Raw genomic sequence first — 21,799 nt, forward strand, 5'->3', positions numbered from 1 at the left:
CGCTTGAAAATTTCGAGACATCAACGTTTTGCCAAAAGGCTAAAAATGCGTGCACTACTCATTTCGCATTTAAAGAGAGCATCGGTTATTAGGCAATAACGATGTGGCCAAAATTTGTCGACCACTACACTATCTCGTAAACGAGTTTGATAGACGTCAACTAGTACGTATTTTTAGTGTAAGGTCATATTAATGCACGATGCTAAACTCTGCTGTGAGCTAGGTAGGATGTATAAATACCATAAATATTTCAATGCTTTACTTTTTAAAGCTCAAGTGAGTTACTCAGTTCCGACTGTTGGTGGCAGATTTGGAATCTCGCGATTTGTCTTAAATGTCAGCCAAGCAAGTCTCTCGCTAATAAAGTGTTGACTATCCCTGACAAAGTAACAATTTCTTGCCATAATCAGACTTAAGCACTTTACTTAGAGTGTATGTGCGCCGCTTAATGCATCAATGCTGCTAATTCCCTGATTGACATCAATCACTTTGTTTCCTGTTTGATACTCTGAGATAAACAAGATCGAATGATGCAAAAGGGGACTATTTAAATACTGAGGGAACAAATGGCAGTAGATTTGAGCATAGAAACCGCTCTGCTCCTAGAGCGCTGGCAAGGCATTGTAAACTCGATGGCTCAAGTCGCGGAAGTGCCTTGTGTGCTGATTAATCGATTAGATAAAAACGAAATTTGTCAGGCTGTTGGCAGTGTGTCAGTACCAACTTTTTATTGCGGTGAACCTGTTCCATTGGCACTTAACACTTATTGTTCCCAAGTCATTTCCAGTAACCAGCCATTACTAGTTGAAAATGCAATCGGTACCCGATATGAAAACAATAACCCAACATTTGCAGCAGGCTTTAGTTATTACTATGGCCTGCCATTGCTTTGGCCTAGCGGAAAAACTTTCGGTACTTTGTGTATGTTGGACTTTTCAAGCCCAGATCGGGCATCACAACACTGTTCCTTACTCACACTTTTTAAGCAGGCCATTGAATACGATTTACAGATGCTTCAACAACAGCAAGATCTGCTAAAGCGTGAGCAACAAGCAGACAAAAAATTTATACAACTATTCAATGAGATGTCAAATAGGATAAGACCGGTAACTAATAATAAGTTGCTTCAATCTGAGTTGTTTGTACTTTTGACAAGCCAATACCAATACTGGCATCAGGAACTGGATAAGCAGCTTAATCAAACCGTCCTGACTGATGAAAACTCCATTCATATAGCGGCACTGGTTCGAATTTGGTCAAATTTGTTGGCGATTGCCCATGAAACAGAATGGTTGAGAGCTACGGCAGTTCTAGAACCTTATAGTTGTGATGCTGTTGCGTCACTGGTCAATGCAACTCCATTATTAGAACAAGCAGTGTATAAAACAGCGCTGACCCTTGGTGCTGATCTCGTTTTGAGGAGTCATTTGCCTAATCCACTGTTACTAAGTGGGAAACCAGAGTTATGGTCTCTGATAGGACTAGCTATCACGAGCTTTTTAGTTGTTGGCGCCAGCGGTACAAGTATAACTATTTTTGTCAGTAACCGATTAAAAGGTAAGTACAGAGTTTTGGAATGGTCCCTTCTTGTAAAAGGCCAGACGATGCCGCTGCGTTTTACCCGCGATAATCAAGCGCTTTATGGTTTTGCAACAGTATGTGCCGAGTTAGCGGGTGCTGTTCTTGAATCTGGTGAGTGGCAATTAACTGAGAGTCTTCAGCAACAGAGTCGTTATCTCAACTCAAATCGTGATCACGTTGACGACATTGAAAGCAGGAATGCTTCAAGAACTGCTAATGGCATAACCAGGCTTATCTGCTTATCGATACCGGTGATGGGAGACGATTTATAAACACTCAGCGATGATCAGCGAAGTTGTGTTTTAGTTTTCTTGTTGGCACTACATCCGGTATGGCGGCCTTTAATCTGAGAGTGACACTTGGGATAACTGAAAAACTGGCTGTGATTCTGCTGAACGGAGCTTGGTGCTAAGCATGTTGGCGTCATTCAAAGCAAGGTCAACACTGCTATTAACGTTTACGATTATCTGACGGACGTGCTGCTGCGCGTCAACCAACATCCAGTAAGCAAGGTACATGAACTAATGCCGAAGTTACGGAAAGCTCAGTTCGAAAGCGCATTACAGCGTTCAGCTCTATTTAGCAATCCCGATGCTTCGGTAAAATAAGCCACGGAAAATGCTCCGGAGGCCGCATGCACACTAAATAGATGACGTTAGACGAAGAGTTGGATTTAAACGAGCAAATTATAGAGCCTGCGACCGGAAAAGCCAAAAGTTTATAAATACAGCTAAAACTCAAATCAAGCAGGCGAATATTGTACAAAACAATACCATTGCTACAGAGATAACTTCAAGTCTGACAGATCTATGCTAGAGTTAAATCAACGATTTAATTCATTTTTCTATGCAGGATCTTTGAAAAATGCAGTAGAAAAACGGAGAAGTACATGACCTTTAGTTTAGCTCAAACAGCTAGTGCAGAAACCACACTAAAAGCACCTGCTGAAGCAGATCAGAACCTGCGGGATATCACTGAACTGGCGTGTTATATCTGTGATGCACCAGTGGCTATGGTGACGCGAACCGATGACACAAAGCTGAATCTAATTGCAAAAGTTGGTATTTCGCGTACCTCTGTATTAATTAAAGAGTCCTTTTGCGTGTATGCAATGGAAACACCTGATGCGGTAATGGTGGTCCCTGACGCTACTTTAGATCACAGATTCAGTACCAATGCTATGGTGATTTCAGGACCTGGCTACCGATTTTATGCTGGCTCGCCGCTGATTGATCCCGAAGGTGCAGTGATTGGTACTATTTGTGTCTATGATCATGTTCCTAAGCAGCTGAACCAGCGGCAGATAAGCTCTTTGCAGGCTCTGTCCAGACAAGTGATCGCCATACTGGAGCTGAAAAAAGTCGGCGAACAATTACATAATACCAGCATGACGGATGCGCTGACAGGGGTGAACAACAGAAGAGCTTTTGACCTCAAGTTTGAAGCTGAATTTGCTCGCTGGCAAAGAACAGGACAATCTTTTGTACTGGCATTGATTGATATTGATCACTTTAAGAGTTTTAACGACAGCTATGGTCATGCCGCAGGAGATGAGGCACTGAGTCAAGTCGCGGCTCTGTTTCAGCGCCATAGCAGGAACTATGACTTTTTCGCCCGTTATGGTGGTGAAGAGTTTGTGCTGATCCTGCCAGGCACAGACACAGCGTCCGCAAATAAAACACTGGAAAAGTTAAGGCTGGTAGTGGCTAACCATGAGTGGTTATTACGACAATTAACGGTCAGCATAGGTTTGGCCAGCGCTGATTTATTTGACGACAAAAAGCAGTTGCTCGAAGTCGCCGATCAGATGTTATACAAAGCTAAAACCCAAGGCCGCAATCAAACCAGTGTGTTCGCCACACTGTAAGAGATCTGTTCATGCTGCGCTGATCTCAAGACCTCATAAAAACTGAGGTCTTGCTTCGGTCGATAAGCTGGTCTGATATTGGCATTATTTATTCCTTTCAAATACATGGGTAATGCGACTTACACAGATTTTTTATGCTCTCTTGGACTCCATGTGAAGGAGATCGTCACATTCTTTACATATAGAAAATAGAGTTCTTTAGCCAGCTGCAATTTCAGATTAACCGATTCGGTAAGCTTTCTGCATTTCCGGAGACAACTTTTTTAGCCAGCTTGAGAGACTGAAGCCTTTTCTATCGGTACTATTTAATTTAGTAAAATACAGATGTTCATCCCAGCGAGGACCGAAATCTACTTCTGCAAGACTTACAAGCTGTTTGTTTCTGCGAAGACGATGCTTTTGATGGTAATCTTCGGCGGGCCAAAAATAACCATTTTGTTCTCCGGCCTCAATCACCTCGGGAGATTTCTCCTTTCCAATCGCTTGAATCAGTTCTTCAGCTACTTGTTTTTGCTCCAGATCAAAAACAAAAAGTATCTGGCGATACTGGCCCTGCTTTCTACCATGAACAGACCATGATTCAAAACTTCCAAGAAGTTCCCTGTAGCTGATTTGGTCTTTATCGTAGATCACTCTGACGACTTCGGCGTGTCCGTTGATGTTGCGGTAACTCGGATCCAGAGTTGATGCTCCAGCGTAGCCAACACGTGTTTGCACTACTCCCTGCGTCCCTCCAAAATTAGAATCCGGTCCCCAAAAGCAACCCATGCCGAAAACCGTTTGACTAAGCTTCCCGATTTTCAATGCTTCTTCGATTGCTTCAGGGATTGCAAATTCATAGCTTTCAACACCGTCTTCTTTATTCATTTTTAGATCCGACATATTTTTCTCCTAACTTTCAAGAATTGTAGCCACTCCCATTCCTCCCGCCGTGCAAACGACGATAAGGCCACGTTTTCCAGGACCAGCTGAGTGCAGTATCTTTGCTAAAACTCCGACGATCTTAGCGCCAGTAGCCGCAAACGGATGCCCAAGGGCAATGCTACTTCCACGGACATTTAGCTTCGAGCGGTCAATTTTTCCGAGAGGCTCTGATCGTCCCAAACGTGTTTTGCAGTATTCAGCAGACTCCCACGCCTTCATCGTGCAGAGCACTTGTCCAGCGAACGCCTCGTGAATTTCGTAAAAATCAAAATCCTGAAGCTTTAAGCCGTTTCGCTTCAATAATTCACTGACCGCCACAGTTGGGGCCATAAGCAAACCTTCGCCAGCGACATAATCCACGGCGGAAGTATGAGAATCCACAATCTTAGCCAACAGGGGCCAATTATTCTTTTTTGCCTCTTCTTCTGATGCTAAAAGAACGGTGGATGAGCCATCTGTGAGCGAGCTTGAATTTCCCGCCGTCAAAGTCCCTTTTTCTGATTTATCAAAAACAGGTTTTAACTTCGACAATTTTTCCAAAGTTGTATCAGCACGCAAAATTCCATCGGTCTTATTTCCTTGGAATGGAAAGACGAGATCATCATAAAACCCATCTTTATATGCTTGAGCTGCATTTCTGTGACTTGCCAGCGCTAACTCATCTTGCTCTTGGCGAGAAATATTCCACTCTTTAACCATGAGTTCGCAATGCTCACCCATTGATTTTCCGGTGCGTGGCTCAACCACTGCGGGCAACACTGGCTTTAGATCGCTAGGTTTAATTCCTAAAATGATTTTTACTTTCTCACCAAGCGTTCTGGCAGAATTCAACGCAATCAATTTTCTTGCGAAAGTTCGACTAACCATAATGGGCAAATCGCTGTTGCTATCAACACCGCCCGCAATGCCACTTTCAATTTGGTGGCTAGAAATTTTGTGAGCAATCTGAATCGTATTTTCCAAGCTCGTTCCGCAAGCACGTTGCACGTTATATGCCGGAGTGTTTGGATGCAAACCGGAGGATTGAACGACTTCACGAGCCAAATTCCAGTTAGCCGAGCTGTGCATGACAGCTCCTAAGGCTACATCGCCCACAGTTTTTCCTTCCAAGTTATATCTATCAACTAAACTCTTTAGGCTCGCCGTCATTAGTTCTTCACTTGAGACGTCTCGATATGCGGTCATAGATTTCATAAATGGAATCCGAGCTCCACCTACGATATAAACGTTTCTCGTTTTCATAATTTCACCTCCGGCTTTGTGTGCCGTTCAAAAACTTCTCCGACCTTCACGTCGTACGATTCAAAAATGTAGTCTTTGCCAAGCATCTTGGCTTTTTTGTGTTCGGGATGCTTATCCCAAGCATCGAAAGCTTCTCTGGTAAGGAACTCGACAATTAGAACATCTTCACCGTTAGGAGAAGAAAACCGCTCATGGCTTCCGTAACCAGGAATGGCTTCGACAAGCGCGGACATCTCGGCGTATCTTCTTTCAAACTCCCCACCGTGCTCCTTGGCAACACGACTGCGGAAAACTGCTATAATCATTGATCTGACTCCTTACTAAGCTAATTACAATCCTCAAAAAAAAGATCTCGTTATTTTATCGAAGCTTCCAACCACTTGTCAAGGTCCTTGAACTTGGGGTTTCTCAGCTTCTTTGTCCCAACCAGTATTGTCGGGAAATTTAACTTTCCAGTAGTATAAAGGGATCGCAGTTCATCAGCTGCCGCGTCGTCTTCGTGAACATCTAAAAAATCAAACTCGATTCCTTTTTCTTTCAAGTACGACTGGTAAATCTTGGTTTTGTGGCAGTCCTTATGACCGAACAGCTTAATCCCCACGACCCCCTCCATTTTCTAAAATTACTCTACAAACTTCAACGACTCCGAGTTGATGCAGAATCGAGCCCCAGAGGGCTCAGGACCATCTGGAAAAACGTGCCCTAAGTGGGCTTCGCACACATTGCATAGCACTTCGATTCTTCGTCCGTAAGTCGTGTCCAGTTCATATTGAATTACGTTGTCGGCGACGGGCTCAGAAAAACTCGGCCAACCTGTTCCCGAATCAAACTTAACGTTCGAATCAAACAGTTCAGTGTCGCAGCCCGCGCAGGCATACCGTCCTGCCTCATAAAATGAACAGAGTTCCCCAGTGTGAGGGCGCTCGGTGCCTTTCTTCCGCATGACATTAAATTGAGCGGGCGTCAGAATTTTTTTCCACTCTTCCTCGCTCTTTTCTACTTTTCTAGGAGGAGCGGGAGTGCCGTTATCGAGATAGTTGTTAATGCTTTCCCAGTTGAACATAAATTTGCTCCTTTATTTTTGGGTTTGTTCTTTAGCTATCAATCCACGCGAAGAAGTCAGTCGCGCTACCAATGAATTTTCCATCCACAAAAACTTGCGGAACAGTTTGAAGGTTGGTTTTTTTCTTCAACTCATCATAAGTCTTGGGATCGTCATCCACGCGAATTTGTTTAAAATCAACTTTTTCAGAAGTTAAGTACTCCTTCACGCGTTTACTAAACGGACAATGGTCTTTTGTGTAGATGACAACGTTCTTAAGTTCTTTCATTTTTTCCTCTTTCGTTTGATTCATGGTTTAATCTCTCTCAAAATGGCACGTGTACCCGTGGGGATTCTTCTTCAAATAGTTTTGGTGATACTCCTCAGCGTCATAAAACTCTTTTTCCAAGGCTACCGTCGTGACCACGGGATTCTCGAAGCGACCGATCTCATTGACCTCATCAATCACGTTTTCGATAATCGCTTTCTGTGCATCGTCACGATAGAACGCTGCCGAGCGATACGAAGTGCCAACATCATTTCCTTGGCGATTCTTCGTAGTCGGATCATGGATTTTGAAAAAGTAATGTAGAATCTCTTCGAGAGATATTTCGTCTTGGTCGTATTCCACGCGAACCGCTTCGGCGTGCCCCGTTTTCCCTGTTATAATATCGGCGTAGGTAGGATCATCAAAATCTCCGCCAGAGTAGCCCACCTTCGTTGACGTCACACCGTCCAGACTCCTAAGGAGGTCTTCGAGACCCCAAAAACACCCTCCGGCAACGATCACATAATCTAGTTTCATAAAGCCTCCTTAGTTTTCATCCACTTACTGATTAGACTGACTTTACAGCATGTAAAATAGATATAATATGTTCAATAGTTCGTATAACATGACCTATTGGACAGTTTACGTAGGAGCTATATATGGATGTTCTCAGTGAAATTTTAGATAAGGTAGAGCTTACTAGCAGCTACTGGTATAGAACCTCATTTGCGGGAGACTGGGGCATCAGCCTCCCGCAGGAAGAGAATCTAGCGAGATTTCACATCGTGACTCATGGCGAGTTTTGGTATGAGGTGCCAAAACTTAAACTTAAAGCATTGGCGGAGCAGGGCGATATTTTGATCTTTTTCAAAGGGATGGAGCACACCATGGCCAGTGCACCAAAAATCAAGGCCGAGCCTGCGGTCGAATTTAGAGCTAAAGCCAACCTCACCGAAGCTCAAGTTTTGGAATACGGTGATCAGAGCAAGCTCAAAGCCAACGTCGTTTACGGACATTTTTGTTTTAATGGCGGACCCGATCATCCATTCTTAAATTCGCTGCCAAATGTCGTGCATATCAAGAGTGCTGATAACTCCCACTCGCCTTGGCTTGCCATGCTTTTAAGTATTATAGAGCAGGAAGCAAAATCAGGGCTTCCTGGAAGCAACACGTTAGTCAGAAAGCTGACCGAAATTATCTTCGTGCAAGCGTTAAGAATCCACATGTACAAATCCAATAAAAATGCTGGATTCTTCAAACTGATCGAAAATCCGCAACTCAGCAAAACCTTGGAAGCTATTCATCATAGTCTCGATAAAAAATGGGGTCTTGACGATCTCGCCGGGATTGCGGGGATGTCGCGTACGAACTACAGCGTCAAATTTAAGGAGCTGTCAGGCATGACACCTCTTGATTATTTAACCTATTGTCGGCTTGAAAAAGCAAAGCAGCTGCTTAAAGAATCCGGTAAGTCTGTTCCCGAAGTGAGTGAAGCCATTGGGTATCCGGCACATGAACACTTTCAAAAGTTGTTTAAGAAAAAAATTGGCAAAACTCCTAGCGCGTACAGAAAAGAAAATTCTGAAAAGGTGTAAAAATGAATATCTATAACTCTCCTGTTACCAAAATAGCTTTCTGGGTCATCGTCGTCGGCAGTGTATTCTGTCTTCTTCTCCCTTTATTCTTACCTCTTCTTCCTCTTCACTACTTGAAGGATTATGGCGAAATAGGAGATGCTTTTGGAGGTATTTCGAACCCATTCGTACAGATACTAGGTTCAGTAGTTCTGTTTTTAGCGCTGAAAGCCCAGATTGATGCGAATAGAATCCTTCATCAGCAAATCGAAAAAGAAAACACGAAGGAGCAACTAAGGCACGAGTTAGATCAACTTCACGAACTTTATTTGTTTGTCGAAAGAAACATCAAAAATTTTAGTTACGATCAAGAAAAGACCGTTGATGGCAAGACGCAAATGATCCTTCTGTATTCTCGACGTGCGATTAAATGTTTCATTGAGGATCTAGAGAGCTTAGATGTTGATATTCACAAAGATGACGACATTTTAAGGTTCGACGGGGTTAAAGAAATTATGAGCATTTTGAACAGCGTTGACCTATATTTCGACAAAATCAAAGACAGCGAGATTGCACCTTATCATAAGAGTTTTTATAAAACGCTTATGCAGCACGAACTTCTCTTCAGCGTTTTTCCTTATCAAGATCTCGACAATCAAGCGTACCTAAAACAAGAGCATTGCCCAGAGTGTGGTGAATATCATGCAAATTATCCGCCACTGATTTATGACCGGTTACAGAAAATTAAAAAAAGTTTCTCCTGATGTATTATGGATATTTATTCGGTATCGGTCCTACCAAAAAGCTATTTGTAGTATCTCGAGTACGTGCTGTGGTGTAGTAATTCCAATCTTAGAAAACTCAAAGCTTATTCTGAAACTATCGGAATTGTCGGTTGGGTGAGACTTAGTCGCCCCGTAAAGCCTTATCGGGGCGGCAAAGATAACTTTTTATATCACTGCTATTGATGACGTCCTTTGTTTACTAAAGTTGTAAGCCCTTATTCTTTGTTTTAGACCTTCAACCACTCCGGGCTTGTCACTAGGAGAGTCCCCTTGGCTAACCTTAGCCGTCAGATCGTATTCAGCGATTTCTAGCCGGTCCCCCTGAATCATTTTACGCCAACCGTTCCACAACTTAGGGTCAAGCTCTTCGGTACGCCAACCATCGGTCGGTTCGCTCCGACTCGCTAAAGCCAGATCCCTGATTTGGTTCTGGAGCGTTAGATCGTCAATCATTGTTCGGCGTCAACTATCTTGGCCGGTTCGCGTCAATTATGATGGCCGGTTAGGTTTTCTCATTTTTCCTACTTCCAGCTTGTTTTAACTGATGTTGTTTTCGATAGCTTTCTCCTTCTAATTCTATAATTGTCGCGTGGTGGATCAGCCGATCTATGGCCGCTACCGTCATCATGCTGTCTGGGAAGATCTGATCCCATGCACTAAACGGGTGATTGGCTGTGATGATCAGGCTACCGCTTTCATATCGATGCGCGATAAATTCAAACAGTACCTGGGTTTCTGCATCGGTTTTTTTCACATAACCAATGTCATCAATGATGATCACCTGATACTTATCCAGCTTGCTCATCTCGCTCATCAGATCCAGTTCGCGCTTGGCTTGTTGTAACTGTTGTACCAAGCCAATGGCTGGAAACAGTTTGCAGCGTATGCCTTGCTCAATCAGCCGGTAACCCAATGCATTGGCTATGTGTGTTTTGCCGGTGCCACTGGGGCCAATCAGCAGGATATTATCGGCGTGATGTGCCCAGGACAGGTCTTGGTGCAACTTGGCGATGAGCGCTTGATTTGTCCGGCTGAGCACGCTGTTATCCAGAGTGCTTAAGGTTTTTCCCGGTGCCAGCCTCCCTTCGCGTACCCAGCTTTGTGTGCGCCGTGTAAAGCGCTCTGCGAGCTCGTATTCGCATAATGCCGCAAGGTAGTCACTGTGCGACCAGCCTTTTTCTACCGCGGTTTGCCAGAGTTTTTCATAGTGCCTGACGAACGCCGGCAGCCTTAATTCTTTGAGCAGTAATGCAACGGAGGAAGTCAAAATGGCACCTCCACATCGTGTTTCGCCTGTGCCTTTAATGACGTTAGCAGTGCATCATAACTTAGCAGGTTATGTTGCTTTGTCTTAATGTCTGGTGCGCTTTGCGGGGTGTAAAAGCGCTCCTGAATGGTTTTGGCACTTTCAAACAGACCGGCTCTGGCCTCTTGCAACAAGGTCTCTCCCAGCTCTTGTTCGCTATCGTATTCGCTCGCCAGCCATAACACCGTGACTATCCATTTACAGGCATCCTGTGCTGGTAACGCATCATCCACTAACTGCCACAACTGCCGGTAATTGTCGTCAGGTAAGATATCATCCCGCAGTTGCGAGTAACGAAACGCCTGCGGTTTAGCGGCCAGTGAGCGGATAATATGCCGGTAGTTGATACAACGTGCACGGCTTTGGCCGAGGGCCGGGTAAATTCGTGGCAAGGTCAGCGCCACTTGCTGGCCCACATAGAGCACCAGTTTGTTATGATACAGCCGTACTTGCAGGCGTTCGCCAATCAGTCGTGATGGCACGCTGTACACCACCCGGCGCACTTCAATGGTGGCACTACGGGTGACTTTAATGCTCAGCAAGGTGTAATCAACAGCATCATATTCCGGTAAGGCTTGCAGGGTTTGCTGTTCTTCTAAAAAGCGGCTGCGTGAGCGCTGGTTTAGCTTGCCGACGATTTGATCAATAAAGGCCTGGTAGGCTTCGATACTGTCAAAGTCACTGTGGCCGCGAAGTAGCAGGTGCTGCGCCAGACGGCGTTTAAATGAGCCATTAGCGCACTCCACTACGCCGTTCTCATGCGATTGCCCCAGGTTATTGCGCGTTGGCGTCATGTTGTAATGCTCGCACAAGTCCTGATAGGCATCTGTCCAGACATTTTGCGTATTGTTCCTGGCGGCACTGAGGCTATCGGTGCGATGCTCCACCGGACAGCCACCAGCCTGCGTCAGCGCACGCTGTAAACCGGTAGATAAGGCAGAATAGCTCTCACCACCCTGAACCACAGTGATGGAACGCCAGCCGCTATAAGCGAGGCGGAACTGATACAGCAAATGAGCAAAGGGTTGCTGCTTAATGGTGATCGGGCTATCAGGATGAGTAAAATCAGAGAAGCCCTGTAAACCGGGTTGAGCTTGCTGGCGGAAGATGACATCTTTCTCCGGGCCATGTAGTGCTTTCCATTTCTTAACCCGACGCTGCAATGTTCTCAGAATTCGCTGGTCATATTGGTTTGGATAGAGCGCCTGCAAATGCTCCAGCAAAGTAATAGGCGTAAGCTCTGGTTTAGCGTTTAAAAGAACAACTAGATCGGTTTCCCATACGGCTTCCAGTGGATCTTAGCGGGTGCGCCAATCTCTATCAGCTTTAGCGCGGGGTAAGGTGTTGGACTGCTCAATACGTCGGGCAGTGCGGGGGGAAATGGCAGACTTCGCAGCAGCGATTTCTTGAGTCATGCCTTGTTGGCGATGCTGCATATACAGCTCCTCTTGTCGGTGGGTGATATGTTGTCCAGGCACCTTGAACTCCGAACAGAAAACAAGGTACCTATTGTGACACCCAACCGGCCAAGATAATTGTCGTCAACCGGTCATCCTAATTGTCGCCGAACAGCTTGTCTTGATCCATATTGGGGTACGCATCCTGTTGCAGCAGCACTCAATCCCTATTTTATTAATGACTTAGATATAAAAGGCTTTAAATTATGGATTGCAGGACATACGCATACATCAGTGGATACTGTAGTCGATGGATGTAGATTAGTGATCAATCCATTGGGTTATCCGCCAGAGCAAGGTAAAAATGGGTTTAGAGAAAATTTGATCATCGAAGTTTAAGTAGTCATACTCGTATTGAAGCAATTTAAACCAACTCTAATATCATACATCCTATAGAACTGTTGATTTAGCTTCTACACCATGAACTAGGAGAAACTCATGTCGAATCCTTTAGACCCAGAAAATGATTGGAAAAATAAAATTGCAGATCAAATACTTGACGATTTAATCGAGATTGCCAAGCTTGAAGGTATGACTATTAAAAAAATGAAAGCAGATCAAAATGGTATTTTCTATGTGGAAGAGGAAATATCAATTGACGACGTACTCAAGCAATTTTGAACTCTGCTCATTGAAACGATATAAAGCGCTTGAATTTTATATTTAAAAGCTTAACCAAATTGTATCACCTGTAGATGCGTACATAGCTTCAGCAGTTTCTTTCAACACATCACTCTCATCCGTTTCCATTGATAGTTCATCACATGCAGGATACCTACTATCGCTTGTGGAAGAAAAGCTGGATTGAACAATAGACCCATCTTGCATAAATCTAGTTCTATCTTGCCTTAAAAGCTGTACACCACGGTAGCTAGCACGCATTTGATTTAATGCTTGAAGATGTCTTTCATTTGTAGTCATTATTACCTTTCTCGACATTAATTTTTTCCTTGATTTTTATCTGAAATTAAGATTAATAAATTATGACATAAATTAAAATTGAGTAATGATCCCGCAATACTTCATTAAAATCACAGCGATCAAATAAAAATAAAACAATGTCTTAAAAATCAATCCTCTAAAAACTCCATGACATTTTTACCAGTTCTGACGATTTTCATAGGAGGTTGATTAGTTGCGTTTAGTATAGACCTGAGATCGTCACACTTTATTATTTCATCTTACTAATTTTTTGCTGCGGATTCAGCGAATATTTTCGCATTATCTTTAGAAATAATTTGATCTACCATAATATGTACCTCACTTTACAAATTTTTCAAGATCTTGCTCTTTAGCACTCTGATACGAAGACGAACTATTAATTAAAAAATGTGCTCTTCTGAATGCCAATTCTTGCTTAATTTCTTGATCAGCCATACTGGTCTCACCGTGATTTTTTATGTATTCAGCTCGTTTTTGCATAAATGCTCGCTCTCGCTCTTGAACGCTAGAATTCACCACCGTATGTTCTATTTGACGAGTAGCCACATAATTATAGGCAATTACTCCGCAAAGTACGATTAAAAAGAAACTGAGTTGCCTCTTTACACTTCGACTCACAAATAATCCTTTAATATTCAGTCAATACTGAAGTTATCATGTACTCATGAAGATGAATTTAAAAACTATAAGGGCTGACACTATAAAGTTTCATTACTCGCCCCTAGGGTTAAACTCTTTAAATTCATCAGCATTGCTAGCAAATTTAACAAAAAAGTTATGCCATGCAAATAATGACTCTAATTCCTGTTTATTTTGAATCGGTTTAGGCAACTCATATCCAATGATCCAGTATGGTGCTGTACAGCAAACATGCTCAGGTATAAGGACTTGCTGTAAGGCTGTTTCAGCACTTAAAAAATATAAATTATCGTTTAAGTGGACAATATTCCCTTGTAAAGCTTCTTGAATACAATGATCTACATCTATATACGTATGCTTCATTTAGTCCGCCTCCATTTTTTGAAATCGCACTCTTAAACCTGTTAAATTATTTAACGCACGTATAAATATTTTTATTTAAAGTACAACATATAAAAATACTTGCTCAATATGCAGCTTAAGTAACTGTATCTAAATGTTTATTTACAATCTTCAAAGACAAACTATAAAAAAGAATAGAAATCAATATCTGCATATACTTAGCTTTAGGATTAATATTCTTTAAAACTAGTACTTCATATTTTTTATTTTTCCGAATCTTCATCACTTTACTAAATTCTTCCCATTCATGCTCTCTATAATAGATATTGCGAAAAAAATCATTACCTACAATTGCCTTTAGATTTACTAAAAACTCCAAATAATTTGCATAACTTATTTCATCTCTAATATAAAATTTAATTTTAGCATCTACAATCAAAACATGATCGAGAAAAAGATTTGATAACCGAGTCAGTTGATCCTGAAATCTTATTTGATCTTGAGCTTTACCATAAGCCTGTTTTATCAAACGCATTGCTTGATAATTATCATGCTGAGCATATTCTGCAAGAAACTCCAATAATTCTTCAGAGGATCTTTTATGATTCCCACGTTTTTGGGTGTAATACCGATTGCTATATATCAATTCTATATATTCTAAAAAAAATTTTCTTAGTTCGGAGTCTGAACTAAAAACTATAGGATTTTGTATTGTATTTAGCTCTTCTAAAAAAACATCTTGGTCTAAGCTCAATGTATGATCCCCTCCCAAAAAGTGTGACTGGTGACCATTCATTTTATAATCAGGGGTCAATTCATTTTTATAACCTACCCTATTTCTCAAATAATCACATAATATTTTTCTGTAATTCAAAATATTAATATCAATAATAAACTTTTTACTACGACCTACTCCCGCTTTAGTATGCTTAGGTAGCAAATGCTGTAACAACTTTCTAGGTATGTAATTTTCTTGTCGATTACATGCATCGGCATACAAAATCATTCCAACATGCAAATAGTGGTTTGCTGTCATTTCTATCGATGAATGACCTAACATATAAGCCAAATGTTTCCAAACATCGGCTCTATCTTCCAAAGAAGTCGATTCAGCTAAAATATAGTTTCGAATATTTTTAACATGATTATCTGAATAATCTGTCCAAGCTATTCTGAGTTGATCACTACCCTTCAACACAATAGCAAGATTATTCGCTGCACTGTGTCTCAATGTATGAAAAGAGAAATTATATTGTTCATCACCAAAAATTAAATCCAAACAACATTTGAATACTTGTCTAACTGAACTTGCTTTAATAAGTCCAGCACCATTTTTTTCAAAGATGAACCGGTTAGCACCTAAACAAATACGATTTTCTTTTTTATTTATAACTATCATTTTGAGCAGATGACAAAATTCTAGCAATTCTTCTTCAGTCAGTAATTCACTTAAACACAAAGCACGTTGTGCATTTCTAGTTTTAAGCTGTCGATCATAATTATTTCTAATTTGTATTTTCAAAAACTCTATTTTTTCATCAAATAACCAATATTCAATTTTATTAGAATTATTTTCATGTTTTTCTAAGCTTAACGTCGTTAAGTCACTTAGTTTAAGCCCTAAAATTTCACTTATTCTCAGACCACAACGATATCCCAAAATACATATCATTCTTACCATTCGTAAGTCATGACAATCCATCTTTAGGTTAAAAAGTCTTTTTGAGTTAGGCAATAATTTATCAATAATGTATTTAAACATATCTTTTGATATATATCCGCTACGACAAACTTGAGTATTCTCTGTTTTATAATATGAAAACCAATCATCCAAATTTGGAGCATTGAACACACTAGAAATATGTTTATGAAATGCCTTAAGCTGCTTTAAAGCAGCTGAATATGTATCATGCTTTTTTTCATAACTCTCTAAGTTAGTTTCCTCAAGTGTGGTATTTTTATCATTTTTTATCTTCACGCTTAATATGTACTCATACATATCTTCAAAATCACTTTGATCTGCATCTAATAAATTAATTGAATGTTCAACAGCATAGCAATAAAGCTCTACTGAAAACACCGACTTGTAGGTTTGAAGAGAAGATAATTTAATACCATTTGTCAAATTCATTTCAAACCAACTTAGCAAACAAATTTGAACACTTAATGATGCTATATCTGGATCACTTTCGCCCTTAATAAACTCTAAATCATATTCATTTCTTACCTTTGCCAAATTAAATTTTAAAGATCTTTTGAACCGTTTTTGATCATTGCTTTTAGATCCTATCCTTAAAATTCTCTTTACTTCTTTGGGCATAGTATTAGAAAAATTATCCGTACACTTAATGGCTTGAAAAGATAACTGATTTACTTTTTCACTCTTAATTAGTTTGTTTTGGACATATTGAATCCTTAACTCCTCTAAAGGAATTTTTAATCTTTGCTCTAGCTGATTTAAGTAATTTATTGAAATTGCTGACGTAGCATACTTCCCTACATTTAATGCGGATAAAAACCCATCTATTGATACCTTTCTCTTATTCCATGCAATATAATCAATATGGTTAAATGCCATAAACCCTTTAGCTTTAAATTTTTTAACAACTTCATTATTCTGAGAAATTTTTCTTAACTCATTTAACATCCAATTTTTAAATTTATTAGTATCATTTATATCAAATCCTAAAATTTGATCTAAACTCAAATAATGTGTTTTAGGTATCTCGGCAACTAATCTATTCAAAATAATCAATGTAATAGGTTCAAGACTGACCTGACAACTCTGGTACGTATTCCCATCCAAAAACAAATTTGCATATCTTTTATTTGGAATTAGATAACTCAATAAAAAACCATTTGCTTGTAATTTTGATGCGTCCTTAACATCATAAATATATTCTAATCCATCAATAGGGCTGAGATCACATACACCATATTCAGTAAAGTTTTTAAAGACTGTTTTAACTATACTAACTAGATGATTTTCAAATGGACAATTTGAGTGAAAAATTAAACTTAATGTCAACTGAGCAAATAGAATCCTCAACAGACAATGATTAGTAGATAAATTTTCTTTACTTTCTATATCTTTAAAATATTCTGAATCACAGTTAAAAACTTCTTTTTCTATCCAAAATTTCTCTAATTGATTCTTAAAATTATTTAATTGCGAACCCTCTATTAATTTGTGTGGAGTAGCATTAATTTCCTTTTTTGCACTATTAGATATAAAATAATCAGGTATCGATAAATCTACCACTTTCGTAATATCATAATATTTATCAATAATTTTTGTTTTTTCTACAAACCACAATTCGCGCCAATACGTTAAATATTCATTTTTTAACTGTATTTCACTCATTAACTTAAGTTGAGCGTTAAGTTCATGTTGCATAACTCCAATTAATTTTTGAGTATTAACATTAAGATTACGCCATGACTTATCAGTTTTTCGCTTTTTAGAATTAAATTCATCAAATAACTTAGTGATATCACAACATAAATTTATTGCTTTATTTTTTAAGTCAGTCTGAAGTTCTAATGATAATTTACTCATACTTTTATCACCAAGCCAAGCTCAATCAACATTCCGTCAACAGCATTGAGAATTTTCGTTTTATATGCATAAAAACTAAGTGAAGACCCATAACTAAATCCAAGATCTAGACTATCGTGTGCATACAATGTCTTTTGAATATCTATCGGTAACTTCACAGAATTGATTAAAAAATGTCTAGCCCAATTTTTATACAAATAAAAATTCATTGACTCTAAATTACATTGGACGAAATCTGCCGTGATTTCCTGCAATTTTTTCCTTTTATCCATGATATAAATGAGGGATAAATCTGTATCTTTTTCAACCTTATTAGCTAAACCCTGTTCCATTAAGAAATTTTGGTATTTCGATATTTCTTCTTTCAAAAAACTGGTTATCGGTATATAACGACCAAAAGGACGACTTTCGCTTTTTTTATCATGAACGTAATAAAAGCCATTTGTTGCATCGTAATACTTCAATGGTCCTGGAGCACCTGAATTAGGGCGGATACCAAGAGTTAATAAACAAATTGTCCACATCCATATGGCATAACTATTCACCTTTTCATAAAGCGATTTTTTTTCATTATTGAGAGTTGACTCCAAATCACTTTTTAATCTATGAATAAAATTCCGAGCATCTTTTGTATTCCATAGTTTCCTACTCCCAATTTTTCTTTCGTTTCGCTCCCAAATGACAGGATAATCTATTGCTTTATCGGAGCTAGAATCATCACTAGACTGGAATTGTACGTCAGTGACGTTCTCAAGATATTTTTGATAATATTTATTCATTTCAATGGCATTGAAAACAGCATAGGCTAATTCAGGTTCATGATGAATTTTTTTATTTTTAATAAATTCTTTCAAAAGGCCTTTAGGATCAATGCGTGCCATATGGAAATGTAGTTGCTGCGCTATAGAACCAATATTTATTACACCTAAACAATATCTGGAGAACCAGTCTTTAATTTTCAAATTCAAATCCACTATTAACAAATTTTGATGATTTAAAATAGTGTCTACCCACGAAGCTGGAACATGAATATCCCAATTCTGTGCTGTAGTAAGACAAAGTTGGTTGATTAGCGTTCTATTCTTACTTTTTTCAGTATTATCTAAACCAACGTAATATCTAAAAAGATAACCATCTGCATCCTTAGCTTTAGAAATTCGCTGATCTTCTAAGAGAAGGTCTATATTAAGAAAATGTGTCGCTGACACCCCAGTAAATAACGACATTAAGAACATTGCAGCAATAGCACTTTCTTGTGAGTCTGGCTGAGCTTGAAATTTATCTATCAGTACCTGAAATACTTTTCGTAATAGAATTTGTTCTAAAAACGAAGGATTTGATACTGTAGGATAATTTCTCCTGATTATAATTTCAGCTATTTTTTTATCTGATTGTACATACCCACTTACTCTACCAGCAACACTATCAGCTTTAACATTAAGGATTGTTTGAGTATCGTCTTCAGATATTTCATCCTCAATAGAATCATAAGATCCTTCTGGAACACAAATACTTATAGCCTCTTGTGGACTAGGGTCACTAACTTTAATTCTTTTGAATTTTGATTTAGCCTTTGTGCTTTTCTTATTGTTTTTTAAATTTTCGATATTTTTTATTTTTACAATGAATATTTTTAAATATTCAAAAATCTTTTTTACTATAGTTATTTTATCAATATTAGTAACCGAGAAAAATAATTTATTAAATTTTTTATTATAATCTGAAACAAATTTTTCATCTAAATCATCAACTATTGATTCACATGATTTTATTAAAAATATATTAATCGATTCCAAAATCTCACTAAAACCATCTTCATCACGATATTCACAATTTTTCGGTGAAATCAATTTTAGTAACAAATAAAAGTAATAGTAAAGTGTTGAAATATGGCTTTCACTATAACCTTTTTTTGTAAATTATGAGCAATATATGAAATAACAACATTCAACTCAAATACAATTTTGCTTTCAATGATTAAATTTGAAAAATAGGATTTACCATATTCAGCTTTATATAGATCAATTAATTTATTATTTTTTATTAAAAATGATTGTTCTGAACATGATTTTATCGCACTAGTATAAGAACCACTTTCATAATTTAACATTATACTGTCTATTGATTCTTTAAGGCTATACTCCTCAAAAAATCCTGCAAAATCGATATGCATAAGAGCAATACTTTCAGAAAGACTTCTTAATCTAGATTCTATTTTATTTTCATCTACTGGCATTTTTAACACTATTGATCCTTTAACGTAGGACAATTATTTATAAGTATATTTGTGATTAACTTTTTTACCTGCAGGATGATAGCTTTGAAGTTTGTGCTCATACAGTCTGAAAGCATTGAATTTTTTCAAAAGTGAAAATTATTCAGAGTTAAGCTTTAAAGCCTTCTAACCCCACCCAATCAATCACAAATTAAAAGCTTCAAGTAATTGTTCTCTTTAAATAAAATTTATACAACCCAAATAAACTTTCTGCTGGCTTGTAGATAATTCGTTATTACATTACCTAACTCGCCTAGCAGTCTAATGAATAGATATGAGCAACTAGCTCATATCATCTTCAAATTTAGTCTTCTTGTGAGCAAGCAAATTTGTAGACTTCCGCCTTACTCCAACGAAGAGTACGTCCATGTCTAATAGGATTAATTGGGCCATTTTCATATAAAGCCCACTTACGTAAAGTCTGTTCTGCATACCCTAAAAGCCTAGCTGTCTCTCTAGTGGTCAATAAAAGCCGATCATCTGTAATCGGCTTATGTTTATGCTTTAGTGCCATATTTCTCTCTTTAAAATGCTTTAAAACTATAAAAGCACGTTTAAAGGGGTAAAGAAAAGAGGTATAATTACTAAATAACTTTACCCCAACTTTAGTATGGAATGGAAAAATGGGACGCAATGCTCGTGGCATTTTGGAATATGCAAAAACAATTACTTGGTTTGACTATTTATTCAATGAAGCTAAAAAATTAAAGCACTTAAACATAACAAATGATTACAAGTTTTATAAATTCATGTATTCAAATTCTAAACATTCACCTGAAGATAAATTATTTAAAAAATATAAATTTGGTTTATCTACACCTCAAAAATCATGGAAAGAAAGCACTGAGAAAAATATACCCGGTGCAACCTGTATTATTCAACACCCTATTTGGGATATTGAAAACACAAAATTTACATCAAATAAAATTATAAATGACATGCATAACTTATCTTCAGATATTCGCAGCTATGTAATATCCGATGGATTAGGTTGTCCACAACCCATATGTTATCCAACACTTGAAAAAATTATTTCTTTTGAAAATCTTGATGCTATCTATTCTATATATCTTCTATATCAATGGGGATTAATTATTAATAACTATGAATTATGTAACTATTGTGCTATAGCTCTTGAAAAAAACTTAGAAACTCTCTTATTAAATATTAGCTATTTGCATAGATCTCACATATTTTTATTCGACATAATTTTCGATAAAATTAGAAAAATATCTTATCGAGGCCTGACTATAGCTGACGTCACAAATATAAATTGGCGCCTGCTAAGAGCTAAAAATTGGATCAGTGATATTCGAATGAACTCATATGTATCCGAATATGAGTTGTTCAAAAAATCTGTTATATCAGAAAAATTTAAAAATAAAGAAATTTACATTTCCAATTCTGATTCTTTAATATTGCATGCGAAAATTGCTACTGATCCAAATGATCTAATCACCCTTAACCTTAATAAATTTTTTCCTTCCCACATCATATTGTATTCCAACTAAAGCGGACACCCACAATTAACACCCAGGTATGGCAGCCTGCCCTTTTATCGTTTGTAAACCTTTTTCCATGTGCTCATGCTGCCTGCCCCTGCACCAAATGCTGTATTGGCAATAATACCTTGAACATCGTCACCTGAAGCAGGTGAGATCCCAGCTGAAATTGTCCCGGCTAATTCAACATTGCTCTCTTAAATGTATTTCTTAATGCGGCACTGCCAGCCAATTTTTACCGTGTAAAAAACCCATTTACTGCCTTGGTAAATTCTATCACCAGATCCCCAAAGTGGCGAGCCAAGCTGTATAGAGTGTGGCTAAAACAAAGTCATCCCTGCTGCGCCTGTCTTAAACCAGTCACCAAAGATACACCATGGCACAGCCGTCATATTGTGAAGCTAAGTCATGGTAGGATGGATGCGGTCGCTCATCTTGAGATTTACCATCTATCTGTATTGTCCGAGGAGTGTTCAGTTTGCCAATGTCAACGA

Annotated in this window: 24 protein-coding genes and 1 pseudogene; 8 read left to right on the forward strand and 17 right to left on the reverse strand. The window is 38.7% G+C overall.

What is annotated here, in order from left to right:
• Positions 1-566 precede the first annotated feature (566 nt).
• From HUK62_RS09640 to HUK62_RS09645, 3 genes and pseudogenes are all read left to right on the forward strand, one after another.
• On the forward strand, positions 567-1,853 hold the full coding sequence (locus HUK62_RS09640) for a GAF domain-containing protein (RefSeq protein ID WP_000257537.1): 1,287 nt from the start codon (positions 567-569) through the stop codon (positions 1,851-1,853).
• Positions 1,854-1,940: 87 nt separating this feature from the next.
• Positions 1,941-2,189: pseudogene (locus tag HUK62_RS19050) on the forward strand (transposase domain-containing protein); the annotation flags it as partial.
• A 281-nt stretch (positions 2,190-2,470) separates the two neighbouring features.
• A complete protein-coding gene (locus tag HUK62_RS09645; protein WP_002119794.1) occupies positions 2,471-3,448 on the forward strand; it encodes a sensor domain-containing diguanylate cyclase in 978 nt (325 codons plus the stop codon).
• Positions 3,449-3,667: 219 nt separating this feature from the next.
• Here the strand turns inward: HUK62_RS09645 and HUK62_RS09650 are convergent, their stop codons facing one another.
• The 7 genes from HUK62_RS09650 to msrA are packed head-to-tail and all read right to left on the reverse strand — an operon-like array spanning position 3,668 to position 7,461.
• On the reverse strand, positions 3,668-4,330 hold the full coding sequence (locus HUK62_RS09650; RefSeq protein WP_176537737.1) for a peptide-methionine (S)-S-oxide reductase: 663 nt from the start codon (positions 4,328-4,330) through the stop codon (positions 3,668-3,670).
• Between the two features lie 9 nt (positions 4,331-4,339).
• Positions 4,340-5,614: an acetyl-CoA C-acetyltransferase gene (locus HUK62_RS09655; RefSeq protein ID WP_000857678.1), complete on the reverse strand. Its 1,275-nt coding sequence runs from the start codon at positions 5,612-5,614 to the stop codon at positions 4,340-4,342.
• Positions 5,611-5,919, reverse strand: coding sequence for an antibiotic biosynthesis monooxygenase (locus HUK62_RS09660; protein WP_002122973.1), 309 nt, complete (start codon positions 5,917-5,919; stop codon positions 5,611-5,613). The genes HUK62_RS09655 and HUK62_RS09660 overlap by 4 nt, the downstream gene beginning before the upstream one ends.
• Before the next feature lie 50 nt (positions 5,920-5,969).
• Positions 5,970-6,215, reverse strand: coding sequence for a glutaredoxin family protein (locus HUK62_RS09665; protein ID WP_079381165.1), 246 nt, complete (start codon positions 6,213-6,215; stop codon positions 5,970-5,972).
• Between the two features lie 21 nt (positions 6,216-6,236).
• Positions 6,237-6,677, reverse strand: a complete 441-nt coding sequence (msrB, locus tag HUK62_RS09670; RefSeq protein ID WP_000483554.1) for a peptide-methionine (R)-S-oxide reductase MsrB — start codon at positions 6,675-6,677, stop codon at positions 6,237-6,239.
• A 31-nt stretch (positions 6,678-6,708) separates the two neighbouring features.
• Positions 6,709-6,969, reverse strand: a complete 261-nt coding sequence (locus tag HUK62_RS09675; RefSeq protein ID WP_001076938.1) for a glutaredoxin — start codon at positions 6,967-6,969, stop codon at positions 6,709-6,711.
• Positions 6,970-6,972: 3 nt separating this feature from the next.
• Entirely contained in the window at positions 6,973-7,461 is a 489-nt protein-coding gene (msrA, locus tag HUK62_RS09680; RefSeq protein WP_000762837.1) for a peptide-methionine (S)-S-oxide reductase MsrA, read from the reverse strand.
• Between the two features lie 122 nt (positions 7,462-7,583).
• Here msrA and HUK62_RS09685 point away from each other — a divergent pair, with 122 nt between their 5' ends.
• Positions 7,584-8,519: an AraC family transcriptional regulator gene (locus HUK62_RS09685; protein WP_176537738.1), complete on the forward strand. Its 936-nt coding sequence runs from the start codon at positions 7,584-7,586 to the stop codon at positions 8,517-8,519.
• Between the two features lie 2 nt (positions 8,520-8,521).
• A complete protein-coding gene (locus tag HUK62_RS09690) occupies positions 8,522-9,262 on the forward strand; it encodes a hypothetical protein (protein WP_176537739.1) in 741 nt (246 codons plus the stop codon).
• A gap of 523 nt (positions 9,263-9,785) precedes the next feature.
• Here HUK62_RS09690 and istB read toward each other — a convergent pair.
• Genes istB through HUK62_RS18895 form a run of 3 tightly spaced genes read right to left on the reverse strand, consistent with a single transcriptional unit; the run spans position 9,786 to position 12,067 of the window.
• Entirely contained in the window at positions 9,786-10,550 is a 765-nt protein-coding gene (istB, locus tag HUK62_RS09695) for an IS21-like element helper ATPase IstB (RefSeq protein WP_016167552.1), read from the reverse strand.
• A complete protein-coding gene (gene istA / locus HUK62_RS09700) occupies positions 10,547-11,881 on the reverse strand; it encodes an IS21 family transposase (protein WP_218015315.1) in 1,335 nt (444 codons plus the stop codon). The genes istB and istA overlap by 4 nt, the downstream gene beginning before the upstream one ends.
• A gap of 6 nt (positions 11,882-11,887) precedes the next feature.
• Positions 11,888-12,067, reverse strand: coding sequence for a hypothetical protein (locus HUK62_RS18895; protein WP_016167550.1), 180 nt, complete (start codon positions 12,065-12,067; stop codon positions 11,888-11,890).
• Positions 12,068-12,124: 57 nt separating this feature from the next.
• Between HUK62_RS18895 and HUK62_RS09705 the strand changes: the two genes are divergently transcribed.
• Positions 12,125-12,385 (forward strand): hypothetical protein, encoded by a 261-nt coding sequence (locus HUK62_RS09705; protein ID WP_026440969.1) that lies wholly within the window; start codon positions 12,125-12,127, stop codon positions 12,383-12,385.
• 99 nt (positions 12,386-12,484) lie between these two features.
• Entirely contained in the window at positions 12,485-12,667 is a 183-nt protein-coding gene (locus HUK62_RS09710) for a hypothetical protein (protein ID WP_005236300.1), read from the forward strand.
• A 42-nt stretch (positions 12,668-12,709) separates the two neighbouring features.
• Here the strand turns inward: HUK62_RS09710 and HUK62_RS09715 are convergent, their stop codons facing one another.
• From HUK62_RS09715 to HUK62_RS09745, 7 genes are all read right to left on the reverse strand, one after another.
• Positions 12,710-12,967: a hypothetical protein gene (locus HUK62_RS09715; RefSeq protein WP_227559269.1), complete on the reverse strand. Its 258-nt coding sequence runs from the start codon at positions 12,965-12,967 to the stop codon at positions 12,710-12,712.
• Between the two features lie 339 nt (positions 12,968-13,306).
• On the reverse strand, positions 13,307-13,606 hold the full coding sequence (locus HUK62_RS09720; protein ID WP_005236314.1) for a hypothetical protein: 300 nt from the start codon (positions 13,604-13,606) through the stop codon (positions 13,307-13,309).
• A gap of 93 nt (positions 13,607-13,699) precedes the next feature.
• Positions 13,700-13,990, reverse strand: a complete 291-nt coding sequence (locus HUK62_RS09725) for a hypothetical protein (protein ID WP_016167548.1) — start codon at positions 13,988-13,990, stop codon at positions 13,700-13,702.
• A gap of 115 nt (positions 13,991-14,105) precedes the next feature.
• Positions 14,106-17,528 (reverse strand): tyrosine-type recombinase/integrase, encoded by a 3,423-nt coding sequence (locus tag HUK62_RS09730; RefSeq protein ID WP_016167547.1) that lies wholly within the window; start codon positions 17,526-17,528, stop codon positions 14,106-14,108.
• Positions 17,525-19,378 (reverse strand): hypothetical protein, encoded by a 1,854-nt coding sequence (locus HUK62_RS09735; protein ID WP_125275015.1) that lies wholly within the window; start codon positions 19,376-19,378, stop codon positions 17,525-17,527. The genes HUK62_RS09730 and HUK62_RS09735 overlap by 4 nt, the downstream gene beginning before the upstream one ends.
• Positions 19,379-19,380: 2 nt before the next feature.
• Positions 19,381-19,773 (reverse strand): hypothetical protein, encoded by a 393-nt coding sequence (locus HUK62_RS09740; protein WP_176537740.1) that lies wholly within the window; start codon positions 19,771-19,773, stop codon positions 19,381-19,383.
• Between the two features lie 334 nt (positions 19,774-20,107).
• Positions 20,108-20,317, reverse strand: coding sequence for a helix-turn-helix domain-containing protein (locus tag HUK62_RS09745; RefSeq protein ID WP_016167545.1), 210 nt, complete (start codon positions 20,315-20,317; stop codon positions 20,108-20,110).
• Positions 20,318-20,426: 109 nt separating this feature from the next.
• On the opposite strand from HUK62_RS09745, the gene HUK62_RS09750 reads away from it, so the two are divergent.
• Positions 20,427-21,314 carry a hypothetical protein gene (locus HUK62_RS09750; protein ID WP_016167544.1) on the forward strand — a complete coding sequence of 296 codons (888 nt, stop codon included), beginning with the start codon at positions 20,427-20,429 and terminating at the stop codon, positions 21,312-21,314.
• Positions 21,315-21,799 lie beyond the last annotated feature (485 nt).

The sequence above is a fragment of the Acinetobacter sp. NEB 394 genome, assembly GCF_013374795.1.
GTDB classification, from domain to species: domain Bacteria; phylum Pseudomonadota; class Gammaproteobacteria; order Pseudomonadales; family Moraxellaceae; genus Acinetobacter; species Acinetobacter johnsonii.

Bases quoted from the DNA above. Each gene is read 5' to 3' on its own strand.
- HUK62_RS09650 (WP_176537737.1), bottom strand. From the start codon at position 4,330: ATGTCGGATCTAAAAATGAATAAAGAAGACGGTGTTGAAAGCTATGAA.
- HUK62_RS09745 (WP_016167545.1), bottom strand. From the start codon at position 20,317: ATGGCACTAAAGCATAAACATAAGCCGATTACAGATGATCGGCTTTTA.
- HUK62_RS09725 (WP_016167548.1), bottom strand. From the start codon at position 13,990: ATGAAGCATACGTATATAGATGTAGATCATTGTATTCAAGAAGCTTTA.
- HUK62_RS09715 (WP_227559269.1), bottom strand. From the start codon at position 12,967: ATGACTACAAATGAAAGACATCTTCAAGCATTAAATCAAATGCGTGCT.
- HUK62_RS09640 (WP_000257537.1), top strand. From the start codon at position 567: ATGGCAGTAGATTTGAGCATAGAAACCGCTCTGCTCCTAGAGCGCTGG.
- HUK62_RS09645 (WP_002119794.1), top strand. From the start codon at position 2,471: ATGACCTTTAGTTTAGCTCAAACAGCTAGTGCAGAAACCACACTAAAA.
- HUK62_RS09685 (WP_176537738.1), top strand. From the start codon at position 7,584: ATGGATGTTCTCAGTGAAATTTTAGATAAGGTAGAGCTTACTAGCAGC.
- HUK62_RS09675 (WP_001076938.1), bottom strand. From the start codon at position 6,969: ATGAATCAAACGAAAGAGGAAAAAATGAAAGAACTTAAGAACGTTGTC.
- msrA (WP_000762837.1), bottom strand. From the start codon at position 7,461: ATGAAACTAGATTATGTGATCGTTGCCGGAGGGTGTTTTTGGGGTCTC.
- HUK62_RS09655 (WP_000857678.1), bottom strand. From the start codon at position 5,614: ATGAAAACGAGAAACGTTTATATCGTAGGTGGAGCTCGGATTCCATTT.
- msrB (WP_000483554.1), bottom strand. From the start codon at position 6,677: ATGTTCAACTGGGAAAGCATTAACAACTATCTCGATAACGGCACTCCC.
- HUK62_RS09690 (WP_176537739.1), top strand. From the start codon at position 8,522: ATGAATATCTATAACTCTCCTGTTACCAAAATAGCTTTCTGGGTCATC.
- HUK62_RS09730 (WP_016167547.1), bottom strand. From the start codon at position 17,528: ATGAGTAAATTATCATTAGAACTTCAGACTGACTTAAAAAATAAAGCA.
- HUK62_RS09750 (WP_016167544.1), top strand. From the start codon at position 20,427: ATGGGACGCAATGCTCGTGGCATTTTGGAATATGCAAAAACAATTACT.
- HUK62_RS09710 (WP_005236300.1), top strand. From the start codon at position 12,485: ATGTCGAATCCTTTAGACCCAGAAAATGATTGGAAAAATAAAATTGCA.
- HUK62_RS09660 (WP_002122973.1), bottom strand. From the start codon at position 5,919: ATGATTATAGCAGTTTTCCGCAGTCGTGTTGCCAAGGAGCACGGTGGG.